Here is a 14,749-nt window from a genome sequence, read left to right as displayed (position 1 = left end):
ACAGTACGCGTAGCAAGGCGAATAGGAGCACAGCGCCAGCGTAATTTTGCAACTGCCTGTAAGGAATAATCATGAACCCCGGATACAACAAACCTCTTTATCTGCTGCCTTTTGATCACCGTGAGTCCTACCTGAGCGGCATGTTTCATTTTGAAACGCCGCTGACACAAGAACAGCACGACACAGTGACGGACAGCAAGCGCGTCATCTACGACGGCTTTCGCGAGGCGGTGGCGGCCGGCGTTGCCGCATCCAGCGCCGGCATCCTGGTAGACGAGGAATTCGGCGACCAGATATTGCGTGACGCCGCCAGGAGCGGCTACGTCACCGCGGTGTCTGTAGAAAAAAGCGGCCAGCAGGAATTTGAATTTGAATATGGAGACGGCTTTGCCGCGCACCTGGATGCGGTCAAGCCTACCTTTGCCAAAGTGCTGGTTCATTACAACCCGGAAGGCGATGCCGCGATGAACCAGCGCCAGGCGGCGCGCCTGAGGCGCGTATCCGACTATTGTCGGCAGAGCGGACGGCGCTTCATGTTTGAGCTGCTGGTCTCGGCGACCGAGGAGCAGCTGAAGTATTTACACGGCAACAAGGACAACTATGACAGCCAGCTGCGTCCACCGCTGATGCGCCGCGCGATCCGTGATTTGCAGGACGCCGGCGTGGAGCCGGACGTGTGGAAGATAGAAGGCCTGGACAGCCGCGAGGATTGCGAGATGGTTGTCGATACCGTGCAGCGCGACGGGCGGCGCCAGGTTAGCTGCATCGTACTGGGACGGGGCGCCGACGAGAACAAGGTAGTGCAATGGCTGAAGACAGCGGCTGCCGTACCGGGATTTACCGGCTTTGCTGTCGGCCGCACCAGTTTCTGGGATGCGGTTGCCAACTATGAGGCAAAGAAAATTACGCGTGAAGAAGCCGTGTCCCGCATTGCGCGGCGTTATCGAGAGTGGGTGGGCATTTTTGAACAGGCTCATGAGGGTAACCATGAAGGTAATGCAAATAAACCAAATATGGACACTGCAGCAAAGGCAAATACATGAATATCAGTCCCCTCGCCGGCAAGCCGGCTCCCGCGTCATTGCTGGTCAATGTGCCGGCGCTGGTCTCTGCCTACTATACTGAGATTCCCGATCCATCCGTGCCCGCGCAGCGGGTCGCCTTCGGCACCTCGGGCCACCGCGGTTCTTCGCTGGAGCTGGGTTTTAATGAATGGCATGTGCTGGCCATCAGCCAGGCGATCTGCGACTACCGCACGAAAGAGGGTATTACCGGTCCGCTGTTCATGGGCATAGATACGCATGCACTGTCGGCGCCGGCTTGCGGCAGCGCGCTGGAAGTGCTGGCAGCCAACGGCGTGCAGGTGATGCTGGCGGAAAAAGATGAATACACGCCGACACCGGCAGTATCGCTGGCCATCCTCATGCATAATAAAGGACGCAGCAGCGGCCTTGCGGATGGCATCGTCATTACGCCGTCGCACAATCCGCCGGACAGCGGCGGCTTCAAATACAATCCGCCGAACGGCGGCCCTGCCAATACCGATATCACCGGATGGATAGAGGCAAGGGCCAATGAATTCCTGAAAAACGGGCTGAAGGATGTCCGCAGGATGCCTGCGGCAAAAGCCCGCAGCGACGCGAACACGCATCGTTATGACTATATCGGCGCCTATGTCACGGAGGTGGGTAAAGTCATCGACGTGGATGCCATTGCCGGTTCCGGCATCCGTCTCGGCGTCGATCCTCTCGGCGGCGCGGGCGTCCATTACTGGGCAAGGATAGGCGAACGCTACAAGCTGAACCTGAGCGTCATCAGCGAAGAAGTCGATCCTACCTTCCGCTTCATGACAGTGGACTGGGATGGCCGCATTCGCATGGATCCTTCGTCATCGTATGCGATGCAGCGCCTGATCGGCCTGAAAGACAAATACGACATCGCATTTGCCTGCGATACCGATCATGACCGGCACGGCATCGTCACGCCCAAGGCGGGTTTGCTGTCGCCTAACCAGTATTTTCCGGTAGCGATCGACTACTTGTTCCGAAACCGCCCGCAATGGTCGAAAGAAGCGGGCGTTGGCAAGACACTGGTCAGCAGCCGTATGATAGACCTGGTCTGCGCCAAGGCAGGACGCAAGCTGGTGGAGGTGCCGGTCGGCTTCAAGTGGTTCACCGACGGGCTATGTGATGGGTCGCTGGGATTCTGCGGCGAAGAGAGCGCAGGCGCCTCCTTCCTGCGCCTGGACGGTTCAGTATGGACAACCGACAAGGACGGCCTGACGCCTGCGCTGCTATCCGCTGAAATCACCGCCCGCAGCGGCCGTGACCTGGGTGACATTTATCAGCAACTCGCCGCTGAAATGGGCAACCCGGTGTCTGACAGGGTAGAGGCGCCCGCGACGCCGGAGCAAAAGAAAAAGCTGTCGCAGTTGTCTGCAAAGCAGGTGCAGTCCACTGATCTGGCGGGAGAAAAAATCGACAACATCCTGACCAAGGCGCCGGGTAACGGTGCCGATATCGGCGGCCTGAAGGTGGTGACGAAAAGCGGCTGGTTTGCCGCGCGCCCCTCCGGCACCGAGGATATTTACAAGATCTATGCTGAGAGCTTCAAGGGAGAAGCGCATCTGAAGCTGATCGTGAAAGATGCGCAGGCTCTGGTGGATGCGGCTCTGGCAGGCGGTTAAGCATAAGAGGAGGAAGGCGGTGCAATGGGCTTTACCTATTGCACCGCCTTCCTCCGGGCTTGCCTGAATTTATTTCTGTTGCAGGCTATTTTGACCCATCCAGCAAAGCCAATGTACGCTTGCAGACATTTTCCACCGTAAATCCATACTCCCTCATGACGACGTCGCCGGCTGCAGAAGCGCCGAATTTGTCGACGGACAGGATGTCGCCACGGTCGCCGACGAAACGGTGCCAGCCTTGTGCGATGCCGGCCTCCACCGATAGCCTTGCCGTCACTGCGGGAGGCAGCACGGAGTCGCGGTATGCTTGTGGCTGCGCATCGAACAGCTCCCAGCTTGGCATCGATACGATGCGCACTTTAACGCCTTGTTTTTGCAACTGCTCGCGAGCCGATACCGCCAGCCCTACCTCTGAACCGGTGGCGATCAGGATCAATTCCGGCTTGCCGTCATCGGCATCGGCCAGCACATAAGCGCCTTGTGACAATCCTTTGGCCGCCGCGAAGGTATGGCGGTCCAGCGTAGGCACGCCCTGGCGGGTCAGCACCAGCGCTACCGGATGTCCGTACGATTGCACTGCGGTGCGCCATGCCTCTGCGGTTTCATTGGCATCACCTGGGCGGATGACAACCAGATCGGGTATTGCGCGCAAGCTGGCAAGCTGCTCCACGGCCTGGTGGGTAGGGCCGTCTTCGCCCAGCGCCAGACTGTCATGTGTATATATATAGATGACATGCAGGCCCATCAGCGCGGCCAGCCGGATGGCAGGGCGCATGTAATCGGAAAACACCAGGAAGGTCGCGCCGAACGGCAGCGCGCCGCCATGCGCCGCCATGCCGTTCATGATAGAACCCATCGCGTGTTCGCGCACGCCGAAGTGCAGGTTGCGCCCGGCGTAGTTCCACGCACCGCTGTCGGCGCCTTGTTTGTCAATGCCGTCGTCACCGGACGGCTGGAAGTCGCCGGTTCCTTTCAAGGATGTGAAGGTGGATGGGTCCAGATCGGCGGAGCCGCCTATCAGCGCAGGCAGCTTTTGCGCAATCGCATTCATGACCTTGCCTGCAGCCACACGGGTGGCGATACCTTTGGCATCTGCCGGAAATTCGGGTATGTCGGCATCCCAGCCCGGTGGCAGCATGCCGGCGCCGCCGCTGATCAGCTGCTTCAGTTCCGCAGCGAGTTCCGGGAATTGCTTTTCATACGCAGAGAATTTATCGTTCCAGTCAGCTTCGCTTTGCCGGCCCCTGGTTTCCGCTTCGCGGTATTGCTGCAAGGCTTCCTCGGGTATATGGAAAGCAGGTTCTTCCGGCCAGCCCAGCTTTTGTTTGGTCAGCCTCACTTCATCGGCGCCGAGCGGAGAGCCATGTGCCTCAAAGCTGTCCTGTTTATGGGGTGAGCCGTAGCCCAGGTGGGTGCGCACCAGGATCAGCGAAGGGCGTGTCGTTTCCGCGCGGGCCGCAGCCAGCGCCTGGTCGATAGCTGCCAGGTCGTTGCCGTCGTCCACGGTCTGCGTGTGCCAGCCGTAGGCATCGAAGCGTTTTGCCCTGTCTTCGGTAAAGCTCATGTCGGTACCGGCCGATAGCGTGACCGAATTATCATCGTAGAGATAGATCAGCTTGCCCAGTTGCAGGTGGCCTGCCAGCGATGCGGCTTCCGCGGCAACGCCTTCCATCAGGTCGCCGTCGCTGACGATACCGTAGGTGTAGTGGTTGATGACATCGAAACCATCGCGGTTATAGCGTGCCGCCAGGTTGGTTTCTGCCATTGCCATGCCGACACCGTTGGCGAAGCCCTGGCCCAGCGGGCCGGTGGTCACCTCGACGCCGGGCGTGATGCCGCGCTCAGGGTGGCCGGGAGCAATACTGCCCCACTGGCGGAACTGTTTCAGCTGTTCCATCGGCAGCGCATAGCCGGTCAGATGCAGCAATCCGTATAGCAGCGCTGAACCGTGTCCTGCCGATAGCACGAAACGGTCGCGGTCAAACCAGTTAGGGTTGGCTGGGTGGTGCTTCAGGAAACGCGTCCACAATCCGAACGCCATCGGCGCGGCGCCCAGCGGCAAACCGGGGTGGCCGCTATTAGCCTTTTGCACCATATCCACCGCGAGGAAGCGCAATGTATTGACACATAGATTATCCAGTTCAGAAGGGGAAAGTGACAGGTTGGGTGTCGAGACCGGTATCGAACTCGATGTTGAACCAAGAGATGAACTCATAGGGGGACTCCTTGAATGCTGCGGGCTTGCCGGGGCGGGAAATTGGAAGGTGCGGCCTCGCCCAATGGACAAAACCGATGAAGCCAGAGTGCAACAATATGCCTGCCGTGGCTGGAATACCGTTCGGCAGCGAACATACGGCCAGTGTGTTCGCAGGGCGATAGATTCCGCCCGCCAATTACCCCGTTGCGCTCTCCTACACGACGCAGTGGCCGGTGCTGATCCGTTGCGGAGGGCAATGGGATTATGGTATTCAATGATGCTGGGCTGAGCGGCAGTATCGATGAATAGCAACTGCCAATCCGGAGATGAAGATGCCCACCACCATACCAAGGCCGCAGGATGCGATCGGCCTGTTGAAATCCGACCATCGCGAAGCGGAAAAACTGTTCCGCGAGTTTGAGGACGCTAGTGACGGCGGGGACCCGACAGAAAAATTGAGAATTGCGCGCAAACTGTGCACAGCGCTGCTGGTCCATATGGAAGCGAAGGAGTGCGTTTTTTATCCGGCGGTACGCACGGCCCCGGGCGCACAGGATATGCTGAACGAAGCGTTGGCCGAGCATAGCGGCACGAAGCTGCTGATTGCCCAGCTGGGCAAGTTGGCGGCGGACGATCCCCTGTTTGACGCCCGGATCAGGTTGCTGGGCGAACAGATGGAACGCCATGCAGGGGAAGAAGAGCACAAGCTGTTTGCCAAGGTGAAAAAAACCGGTCTGGACCTGGATGCACTGGGAAAGGAGCTGGAAGAGGCCAAGGCCAAAATACGGGTGAGGTATACCGGATAGCGTGTTAATCGCAGGCATGCGCAGGAAGAAAAAAGGGAAGGCGAAATGCCTTCCCTTTCTGTTGCCGGGCTTGCTGAATATTTTGCAGCAGGAGTGCGCTAGAACACCGGTAATTCTTCCGCTGCGTGATGGCGCAGGGCCTGTTTGGCTTGCTCGAAATCGGGGAAGATGGATTGCACGGTCGCCCAGAATTGCGGGCTGTGGTTCATTTCACGCAGGTGCGACAATTCATGTGCGATCACGTAGTCGATCAGCGTCAGCGAAAAATGGATCAGCCTCCAGTTCAGCCTGATCTTTCCCTGCGACGTGCAGGAGCCCCAGCGCGTCGTGGCGGCAGACAGCGACATCGAGTGGAAGCTGACGCCCAGCTTCTCGGCATACACCGGCAGCCGTTCATTGAAGATACGCTTCGCTTCCTGCTGCAGCCAGGATTGCACGCGGTCTTTCAACTGCTGTTCGGACGCTTGGCCCGGCAGGCATATCGTCAGCTCGCGGCTGTCGGCGTCGTAGCGCACGCCGGCGGCTTGCGTGGCCTGTATGCGCAGCGTGATGTCGCCGCCCAGGTAAGGCAGGCGGGCGCCGTCGTTCCAGATCATCTGCGGCTGCATGCGCTTGTTCGTGCGTTCGCGGCGCTCATTCAGCTTGGCGGTGATCCAGCGTTGTTTTTCGCGTATCGCCTGCTCGATGTCGGCAATCGTCACCCAGCGCGGCGCTGTCATTCGCAGGCCGTCCTCATTGATCAGGAAGCCTATCGTGCGGCGCTTGGAGCGTTGCAGGCTGTATTCCAGCCAGTAATCCTGGATCAGGATCTGGCGCTTGCTGGAGTTGGCGGGCGGACGGGGAGGGTGTGAAGGCGGAACCGGGGGCACCGTTTGTACGGCCGGCCCCAGAGGGTTTTCCTGCAAGGGTTCGCAGGAAGGCGCTTGCTGCTGCTGCAGCGGCGTGGGCGGAGCCGCCGGCGGTTCGGAAAAAAGGTCCAGTTGCAGCGCAAGCTGCATAGGGTGATTCAATAAAGGCAATCTGGATTTCAAGTACGGTTTCTCTGCTTGGTGATGGCTGACAGCGCCTGGGCAGAGGCTTTCTTGCCTTTTTGCTTCTGCCCTATTTGTAAATGTTCGGCGAAATCACGCGCATTTCCGCCTCTATCCAGGTTTCCACTTTCTGCATCAGTTCCTGCGAACTGAGGCCTTCCGGAGAAATCGGCTTGCCTATCGACACGGTGATCAGACCCGGTTTCTTGACAAAGGAATTCTTCGGCCAGCATTCGCCTGAATTCATTGCAATTGGCACCACAGGGGTGGCTGTCTCGATGGCGAGGCGCGTTCCGCCGCCTTTATAATACCCCTTTTCGCCAACCGGGATGCGCGTGCCTTCCGGGAACATGATGATCCATTGCCCGTCTGCCAGCCGCTTGCGGCCATGCGCCACTACCTGAGCAAACGCGTCCTTGCCCTTGCGGCGGTCGATGGGGATCATGCGCAGCAGCGCGATGCCCCAGCCGAAGAACGGGATATACGTCAGTTCCTTCTTGAAGACATACACCAGCGGGCGCGGCATCTTCATCAGATAGAAAATGGTTTCCCACGCGGACTGGTGCTTGGACAGCAGGATCACCGGTGCATCGGGCAGGTTTTCCATACCCTTGACTTCATAGCGTATGCCGCAGATGACCTTGGCAGTCCAGATGACGAACACGTTCCAGCGCGATGTCCAGTAATATCGCTTGTTGTACGGCAGCGGCGCGAACAGGAAGCAGGCCATCGCCCAGATCACGGTGGCAACCGTCATCAGCAGCATAAACAGCACGGAACGTAAAATCTGTGTAAAACGGGTCATCGTGTCTCCAGAGGGTGGCAGCGGCGCAGTGCTTTCAAGCTGTTGCGATATTGTTGGATGAGTGTTGCAATAGTTTTTCTACCATCGCAGCCAAGTCGGCGTGGACAATGGTTCCGGGCGGCAGGCCGCCGGTGGCCTGGGTTTTCTTGCCCTTGCCGGTCAGCACCAGATGCGGTGCGCAGCCGACAACGAAGCCTGCCTGCAGGTCGCGCAGCGAATCGCCCACTGTGGGCACGCCTTTCAGGCCAATGTCGTAGCGGCGCGCAATTTCTTGCAGCATGCCGGGCCGGGGTTTGCGGCAATCGCAGCTCTCATCCGCGGCATGCGGGCAAAAGAACACGGAATCGATTTCAGCGCCTACCTGTTGTGCGGCGATATGCATTTTCTGGTGAATCGCATTCAGCGTTGCCATATCGAAATACTTGCGCGCCACACCGGACTGGTTGGTCGCAACCACCACGAGGTAGCCGGCCTGATTCAACCGGGCAATCGCCTGCAGCGAACCGGGGATGGGCACCCACTCTTCCGGCGATTTGATGAACTCGTCCGAATCGTGGTTGATGACGCCATCGCGATCAAGAATAATCAGTTTCATGGCTGGTCCTGTATGGGAAGTCTTGCGATAAGGCGCTTGGCTTTGGCAAGCGTCGCGCCCGGATTCGATTTTAATCGCATCCGGGCCTAACATCTGTTGCTTACGCAGCGAGCTTGGAAATATCCGCTACCTGGTTCAGCATGCCGTGCAGCTCGGACAGCAGCGCCAGCCGGTTGTTGCGTAACGCAGGATCTTCCGCATTGACCATCACGTCGTTAAAGAAGGTATCCACTTCCGCACGCAGCGCGGCCAGGGTCTTCAGCGCGCCGGTGAAGTCGCCTTTGGCGAACGCAGCATCCACCTTCGGCTTGACGTCGCCCATGGCCTGGTACAGGCCTTTTTCCGCGGCTTCCTGCAATAGCGCCGGCTGAACTGCGCCCGGCGTGCCTTCGGCTTTTTTCAGGATATTGGTGATGCGCTTGTTGGCCGCCGCCAGCGATGCCGATTCCGGCAACGCCGCAAAAGCCTGCACGGCCTCCAGGCGTTCGACAATGGTATCGAGCGTGTCCGGATTTTGCGCAACAACGGCTTCTACTTCATTTTGTGCAAAACCGCGCTCGCGCAACTGGCCGCGCAGCCTGTCTTGCAGGAAGGTCAGCACATCTGCGCCGGGGTCCTTGAAGTTGGCATTGCCTGCAAACAGTTTGGCCGTGTCGGCCAGCAGCCGGCTCAGCGACAGCGTCAGGCGTTTTTCCACCAGCATGCGCAGGATGCCCAGTGCGTGGCGGCGCAGCGCAAACGGGTCCTTGTCGCCGGTAGGTTGCAGACCTATGCCCCAGATGCCCACGAGGGTTTCCAGCTTGTCCGCCAGTGCGACAGCGGTGCCGGTTGCAGTGGACGGCAAGGCATCGCCGGCAAAGCGCGGCTGGTAATGTTCGGATGCCGCCAGTGCGACCTCGTCATGCTCGCCGTCGTGGCGCGCGTAGTAGGTGCCCATGATGCCTTGCAGCTCAGGGAATTCACCGACCATGTCGGTCAGCAAATCGGCCTTGGCCAGCATCGCGCCGCGTTCGGCCAGTGCTGCATCGGCGCCCATTGCCGCGGCGATGCTGCCGGCCAGCGACTTGACGCGTTCCATGCGCTCTGCCTGACTGCCCAGCTTGTTGTGATACACCACATTGGCCAGACCCGGCAGACGGTCTGCCAGCGATTTTTTCTTGTCCTGCTCAAAAAAGAATTTGGCGTCCGACAGGCGCGGGCGCACGACGCGCTCATTGCCCTGGATGATATGACGCGGGTCGGCGGTTTCCAGGTTGGAAACGATCAGGAAGCGCGAACGCAACTTGCCGGCGGCATCGGTCAGCGCAAAATATTTCTGGTTGGTCTGCATTGTCAAAATCAGGCATTCCTGCGGCACGGCCAGGAATTCTGTTTCAAAGTTACATTCATAGACGACCGGCCATTCCACCAGCGCGCTGACTTCATCGAGCAGCGATTCCGGCATCAGCACCTTGTCGCCGCCGGCTTTGGCCAACAGGTCGGCGCGAATTTTTTCCTTGCGAGCGGTGACGCTGGCGATGACCTTGCCCTGGTTTTGCAGTGCCGCTGCATAGTCGTCCGCATGCGCGATGCTGACTTCACCGGCTGATAGAAAACGGTGGCCCAGCGTGATGCGGCCGGTGCGCAGGCCCAGCAGCGCCAGCGGTACGACGTCGCTGCCGTGCAATGCAATCAGCTTGTGCACCGGGCGCACGAACTGCACGGTGGAGCCGTCTGGGCGCTGATAGCTCATGACCTTGGGAATAGGCAGCTTGTTGATGGAGTCTTCCAGTGCCGCCTGCAGGCTGGGTGCCAGCGCGGTGCCGGGTGCGGTATAGCTGTAGAAGAAACTGTCGGCTTTGCCGTCTGCTGCGCATTCCAGCTGGCTGACCTGCAGATCGGGGAAGCCGAGAGCGGCCAGTTTTTTTGCCAGCGGTGCAGTGGGTTTGCCTTCCGCATCCAGCGCTACCGATACCGGCAGCACTTTTTCCCGCATCAGCTTGTCCGGCGATGTGCCACGCACCCTGGTGATGGACACCGCCAGGCGGCGCGGCGATGCATACGAAGTAGCGACGGAATCGCTTTCCAGGAAGTCACGGCTTTTGAGCCCACTGACGATGCCCGCGGCAAATGCTTCGCCCAGTTTGGCCAGCGCTTTCGGCGGCAGTTCTTCGGTAAAAAGTTCGACTAACAGTGTTTGGTTCATATTTTTATTCAATCAGGCTGATGCCGCAATCCAGTATTGTTCAACTATTTTTTCCAACGCCGTTTTCAGGCAACGACCGGGGCAGCAACAGGTGCGGCAGGTGCAGCAGGTGAGGCGGACGCCGGCAGCATGGGGAAGCCCAGTTTCTCGCGCGATTCGTAGTAGGCGCTCGCCACTGCGCGCGACAGGTTGCGGATGCGGCCGATGTAGGCTGCGCGTTCTGTTACCGAGATCGCGCCGCGCGCATCCAGCAGGTTGAAGGTATGGCCGGCTTTCAATATCTGTTCGTAGGCGGGCAGCGCCAGCGGTATCTCCAGCAGGCGCTTGGCTTCGGCTTCGTAGTTGCCGAACAGCGAAAACAGGAAATCGGTATTGGCGTATTCGAAGTTGAAGGTGGATTGTTCGACTTCATTCTGATGGAACACGTCGCCGTAGCTGATGCGGGTCACGACGCCGTTCTCTTCGCGCTCCGTCCATACCAGGTCATAGACGTTTTCCACGCCTTGCAGGTACATCGCCAGCCTTTCCAGGCCGTAGGTGATTTCGCCCAGCACGGGTTTGCAATCCAGTCCGCCGACTTGCTGGAAGTAAGTGAATTGCGTTACTTCCATGCCGTTCAGCCACACTTCCCAGCCCAGGCCCCAGGCGCCCAGCGTCGGATTTTCCCAGTCGTCTTCGACAAAGCGCACATCATTCTGTTTCAGGTCCAGGCCCAATGCTTCCAGCGAGCCCAGGTACAGGTCCAGAATGTTTTCCGGCGCAGGCTTCAATACCACCTGGTACTGGTAGTAATGCTGCAGGCGGTTGGGATTTTCGCCATAACGGCCATCCTTGGGGCGGCGCGAAGGCTGCACGTAGGCGGCACGCCAGGGTTCGGGGCCGATAGCGCGCAGGAAAGTACCGGTGTGAGAGGTGCCCGCGCCGACTTCCATGTCATACGGCTGCAGCAAGGCGCAACCCTGCGCGTCCCAGTATTCCTGGAGTTTCAGGATGATTTGTTGAAAAGTAAGCATCGTATCTTTCGGGCTAGTATTCGCTCGCATTTGCCGCCTGCAGAAAATGTGCAGCAAATGCAATTCTAAACCGAAGATTTTAGCGGTTTTTTGCTAACACAGGCGAATATCCGGCCTATATCTGCCTGAAAAATGGACGAAAAGTGGCCAAAAATTGGTCGAAAAACGCTGATTGATCCGGTGCACAGCCAAACGTATGCAAAGTGCCCGGAAACCGAGGCGTATCGCGGCTAATTAAGCTCTTCATTGCGTAAGCCCTGGCGCCACAGGCCGGCGGCTTGCTCAAACAGGCTGGAAGCAGGTTCGAAATGGCCGCGGTCCTGCGCCAGCTTCACCCAGGCCAGAGTATCGTGGCTGCTGCCCGGCAGCGAAGGGTCGCTGCGCTGTGCCTGTAGCCACGCATACACTTGCGGATATTGCTCAGGGTGAAAGTGCAGGATCCAGGCCAGGCCGAACAGGTCGGCAAAGGCTTCCTCATGGCGCTCTTCCCGTATGGCCGGTGATTTGGCCTGGGCGGTGTTTGCAGCCACAGGCTTGTCGCGGGCCTTATCGAAGCCGGCGGGCAGCGTATGCCATTTGCCTTGCGCGTAACGCCAGCAGTGGCCCACTTCGTGGGCGGCCATGGTTTCTATCAGCAGCCGGTGGCGGGATGCATCGACGCCGGCCAGCGTGGCCTCTGCCTGGGGATTGTCGCGTAGCGACAGCACCAGCTTGCAGCGCCCGTTGTCGTAGCCCATTGCCAGCGGCACGTCATTGGCCTTCATCTCGGGTTGCACGATGATGTCCAGCGGCAGTTGCAGCGCTTTGGCATAGACAATCACTGGCCAGGCCGCGGTCAGCCATTTCTGCTCCAGTTCCGTCAGATCCGCGGCCTGGGCAGCTGGCGGGAAAAAGGCGCCGCCAATTCCACAAAGTCCGATTACAACACTTAGCACATGCTTCAACACGGGAGCCTCCTTGCCGACATCATGGCTTGATTATCGGCAATTTTCCCCTAAAGAAACAGGCACTTAACAATATTTAAGATTTATTTTGTTTATTCGATTAAGCCTTTTTATATCCGCCCAAGAATCGATAGCCGCAGCCTGAACGAAGTCTTGCCAGCATTCTAATTTGATTGTTTTTCCGCCAAATGACGTTTGAAAAAAGCTTCGATCGTACGGTACACATGCTTCTGGTTTGCTGCGCCGGAAATGCCGTGCTTGGCGCCTGGATACGTCATCAGGTCAAACAGGATGCCGCGCGCGGCCAGTGCATCGATCAGTTGCGTGGAATTGGTGAACAGCACATTGTCGTCCGCCATGCCGTGCACCAGCAGCAACGGGGAATGCAGGCCGTCCAGATGTGCAAACACATGGCTCTTTTTATAGCCGTCCACGTTGTCTTTTGGATGGCCGATGAATTGCTCGGTGTAGTGGGTGTCGTATAGCGCCCAGTCGGTGACCGGGGCCACCGATACGCCTGCGGCGATCTTGTCCGATGCCGCCGACAGCAGGCGCAGGCTCATGAAACCGCCATAGCTCCAGCCGAATACACCTATGCGTCTGGCGTCGACAAAGCCCTGCTTTGCGAGCCAGTCTATGCCTGCCACCTGGTCGGCCACTTCATGCGGGCCAAATTCGCCGTAGATGGCATCGGTGAAGCGGCGCTCGCGCCGCGCGGAGCCCCGGTTGTCCAGTCGGAACACGATGTATCCCTGCTGCGCCATGTACTGGTCGAACAGGTTGCTCCATTTGCGTTCCACCGTTTGCGCACCGGGACCGCCGTACACAACCAGGAATACCGGATAGCGCTTGCCTGCGTCGAAGTTCAGCGGCTTGCGCAGAGAGTAATGCAGCGTCTGGCCATCCGCCGATTGCAGTGTGCCGAATTCAGTCGGCACATGCGCATCGCGGTAACGCGCATACGGATGGCTGGCGTTCAGTTCATTGTGTTCTATCCACGTCAGCATGCTGCCGTCGGCCTGGCGCAGGCTGACCTGCGGCGGCGTATCGGGATCGGACCAGGTATCGATGAAGATATTGCCCTGTCTGGCAAACTGGATGTCGTGCCAGCCGTCGGCCTGCGTGATGCGCCTTGGTTGGGTGGCGCCGCTGCCGTCCAGCGGCAGTGCATAGACCTGCTTGTCGGTCACCGCATCGCGGTTGGAGGCCACATAGACCCGGCCGGCTTTTTCATCGACGGCGAGCAGGTTGTCTATGCCCCATTCGCCGGCGGTTACCGGATGCAGCAGCCTGGCGTCCAGGCCGTCCGCACCGTCAAGGCCATATAAATACAGATGCTTGCGACCGCTGCGCTCGGAGGTCCACAGGAAAGACTTGCCGTGGCCGAGGAAATATGGCTTGTCCGGGATGCCGGTCCAGGTTTGGGAGGTTTCGCTCACCAGGATATGCTGATGCATGCTGGCCACATCCACGGCGACCAGGTCCAGGCGTTTCTGGTCTCTCGACTGGCGCTGGTAGCTCAGGCGTTTTCCATCGCCCATCCAGTCGGCGCGCACCAGGTAGATATCTTTTTCACTACCCAGATCCACAGTTCGGATCGCGCCGCCTTCCGGGCTGACCAGCGCCAGGCTGACCTGTACATTGGCTGCGCCCGCATAGGGGTAGCGCTGCTCGATGACATCGGTGTGGTTGGCATAGATTTCAAAGCGCTTGACCTTGGGCACCATGCTCTCGTCAAAGTGCTTGAAGGCGATGGCGCTGTCGTCCGGCGCCCACCAGTAGCCGCTAGTCTGTGCCATTTCTTCCTGTGCGACGAATTCGGCTTCGGCGTTATGGATGTCGCCGCCGCCGTCAGTGGTCAGCTGCACTTCCTTGCCTGAAGCGACATTGAACACGAACAGATTCTGATCGCGCACGAAGGAAACATATTTCCCCAGTGGCGATATCTTGGCGTCCAGCACGCTGCCGGAGGCGATCTTGCGGGCTTTGCCGACATGCGCCAGGTCTACCAGGAACAGGTCGCCCGCCAGCGGTACCAGTATCTGTTTTCCATCCGGCGACCAGCTGTAGTCGATGATGCCACGCAGGCCGGCGACCCGCTCGCGCTCGCGCCTGGCCTTTTCCTGGTCCGATAGCTGTTCATTGGCCTGCAGCGATTTTGAATCGACCAGCAGCCGGGTCGTCTTGTCTTTTACATTGAATTCCCACAGGTCGAACTGGAACTGGTCCTGCTCGCGGCCACGCAGAAAAGTTACGCGCGCGCCGTCCGGCGACACCTTCAGCCCGCGCGGCGCCGGGCCGGCCAGGCCGGTACTGCCGTAGATGGCGTCGATGCTCAGTTTTTCGGCGTAGGAAGGGAGGGTAGTCAGGGTCATAAACAATACCGGCAGGGAAAAGCGCAAAAAACGCAGGGGAAAACGCATGGAATAATTCCTGAATCATACCGCACCGGGACAGCCCGTATGTGGTTCAGCGATTGAAGGGGAT

At 59.0% G+C, this 14,749-nt stretch carries 11 protein-coding genes; 3 read left to right on the top strand and 8 right to left on the bottom strand.

Annotated elements, in window-relative coordinates:
* Positions 1 to 71 precede the first annotated feature (71 nt).
* On the top strand, positions 72 to 1,043 hold the full coding sequence (locus ACO0LO_RS23050) for a 2-deoxy-5-keto-D-gluconate 6-phosphate aldolase domain-containing protein (RefSeq protein ID WP_422967794.1): 972 nt from the start codon (positions 72 to 74) through the stop codon (positions 1,041 to 1,043).
* Positions 1,040 to 2,686: a phosphoglucomutase (alpha-D-glucose-1,6-bisphosphate-dependent) gene (gene pgm / locus ACO0LO_RS23045; RefSeq protein ID WP_422967792.1), complete on the top strand. Its 1,647-nt coding sequence runs from the start codon at positions 1,040 to 1,042 to the stop codon at positions 2,684 to 2,686. The genes ACO0LO_RS23050 and pgm overlap by 4 nt, the downstream gene beginning before the upstream one ends.
* Before the next feature lie 85 nt (positions 2,687 to 2,771).
* Here pgm and tkt read toward each other — a convergent pair whose 3' ends face one another.
* Positions 2,772 to 4,901: a transketolase gene (gene tkt / locus ACO0LO_RS23040; protein WP_422967790.1), complete on the bottom strand. Its 2,130-nt coding sequence runs from the start codon at positions 4,899 to 4,901 to the stop codon at positions 2,772 to 2,774.
* 314 nt (positions 4,902 to 5,215) lie between these two features.
* Here tkt and ACO0LO_RS23035 point away from each other — a divergent pair, with 314 nt between their 5' ends.
* Complete coding sequence (locus ACO0LO_RS23035; protein WP_422967788.1) at positions 5,216 to 5,689, top strand: hemerythrin domain-containing protein; 474 nt, start codon at positions 5,216 to 5,218, stop codon at positions 5,687 to 5,689.
* A gap of 98 nt (positions 5,690 to 5,787) precedes the next feature.
* Here the strand turns inward: ACO0LO_RS23035 and ACO0LO_RS23030 are convergent, their stop codons facing one another.
* From ACO0LO_RS23030 to ACO0LO_RS23000, 7 genes are all read right to left on the bottom strand, one after another.
* A complete protein-coding gene (locus tag ACO0LO_RS23030) occupies positions 5,788 to 6,687 on the bottom strand; it encodes a M48 family metallopeptidase (protein ID WP_422967856.1) in 900 nt (299 codons plus the stop codon).
* A gap of 103 nt (positions 6,688 to 6,790) precedes the next feature.
* Positions 6,791 to 7,525 (bottom strand): lysophospholipid acyltransferase family protein, encoded by a 735-nt coding sequence (locus ACO0LO_RS23025; RefSeq protein ID WP_422967786.1) that lies wholly within the window; start codon positions 7,523 to 7,525, stop codon positions 6,791 to 6,793.
* Between the two features lie 34 nt (positions 7,526 to 7,559).
* Positions 7,560 to 8,120, bottom strand: coding sequence for a D-glycero-beta-D-manno-heptose 1,7-bisphosphate 7-phosphatase (gene gmhB, locus ACO0LO_RS23020; RefSeq protein WP_422967784.1), 561 nt, complete (start codon positions 8,118 to 8,120; stop codon positions 7,560 to 7,562).
* 100 nt (positions 8,121 to 8,220) lie between these two features.
* Positions 8,221 to 10,305, bottom strand: a complete 2,085-nt coding sequence (glyS, locus tag ACO0LO_RS23015; RefSeq protein WP_422967782.1) for a glycine--tRNA ligase subunit beta — start codon at positions 10,303 to 10,305, stop codon at positions 8,221 to 8,223.
* A gap of 65 nt (positions 10,306 to 10,370) precedes the next feature.
* On the bottom strand, positions 10,371 to 11,318 hold the full coding sequence (gene glyQ / locus ACO0LO_RS23010) for a glycine--tRNA ligase subunit alpha (protein ID WP_422967780.1): 948 nt from the start codon (positions 11,316 to 11,318) through the stop codon (positions 10,371 to 10,373).
* Positions 11,319 to 11,548: 230 nt separating this feature from the next.
* Entirely contained in the window at positions 11,549 to 12,265 is a 717-nt protein-coding gene (locus tag ACO0LO_RS23005; RefSeq protein ID WP_422967778.1) for a hypothetical protein, read from the bottom strand.
* 161 nt (positions 12,266 to 12,426) lie between these two features.
* Complete coding sequence (locus ACO0LO_RS23000) at positions 12,427 to 14,685, bottom strand: alpha/beta fold hydrolase (RefSeq protein WP_422967776.1); 2,259 nt, start codon at positions 14,683 to 14,685, stop codon at positions 12,427 to 12,429.
* Between the last annotated feature and the right edge of the window lie 64 nt (positions 14,686 to 14,749).

The sequence above is a fragment of the Undibacterium sp. TJN25 genome (assembly GCF_049339885.1).
In the GTDB taxonomy this organism is placed as follows: Bacteria; Pseudomonadota; Gammaproteobacteria; order Burkholderiales; family Burkholderiaceae_D; genus Undibacterium.
The sequence above is the reverse complement of the archived record's forward strand: the minus strand, read 5'-3'. Positions and strand labels throughout refer to the sequence as shown.

Excerpts from the sequence above, each read along its gene's own strand:
- ACO0LO_RS23050 (WP_422967794.1), top strand. The coding sequence starts at position 72 with ATGAACCCCGGATACAACAAACCTCTTTATCTGCTGCCTTTTGATCAC.
- pgm (WP_422967792.1), top strand. The coding sequence starts at position 1,040 with ATGAATATCAGTCCCCTCGCCGGCAAGCCGGCTCCCGCGTCATTGCTG.
- tkt (WP_422967790.1), bottom strand. The coding sequence starts at position 4,901 with ATGAGTTCATCTCTTGGTTCAACATCGAGTTCGATACCGGTCTCGACA.
- ACO0LO_RS23035 (WP_422967788.1), top strand. The coding sequence starts at position 5,216 with ATGCCCACCACCATACCAAGGCCGCAGGATGCGATCGGCCTGTTGAAA.
- ACO0LO_RS23030 (WP_422967856.1), bottom strand. The coding sequence starts at position 6,687 with ATGCAGCTTGCGCTGCAACTGGACCTTTTTTCCGAACCGCCGGCGGCT.
- ACO0LO_RS23025 (WP_422967786.1), bottom strand. The coding sequence starts at position 7,525 with ATGACCCGTTTTACACAGATTTTACGTTCCGTGCTGTTTATGCTGCTG.
- gmhB (WP_422967784.1), bottom strand. The coding sequence starts at position 8,120 with ATGAAACTGATTATTCTTGATCGCGATGGCGTCATCAACCACGATTCG.
- glyS (WP_422967782.1), bottom strand. The coding sequence starts at position 10,305 with ATGAACCAAACACTGTTAGTCGAACTTTTTACCGAAGAACTGCCGCCG.
- glyQ (WP_422967780.1), bottom strand. The coding sequence starts at position 11,318 with ATGCTTACTTTTCAACAAATCATCCTGAAACTCCAGGAATACTGGGAC.
- ACO0LO_RS23000 (WP_422967776.1), bottom strand. The coding sequence starts at position 14,685 with ATGCGTTTTCCCCTGCGTTTTTTGCGCTTTTCCCTGCCGGTATTGTTT.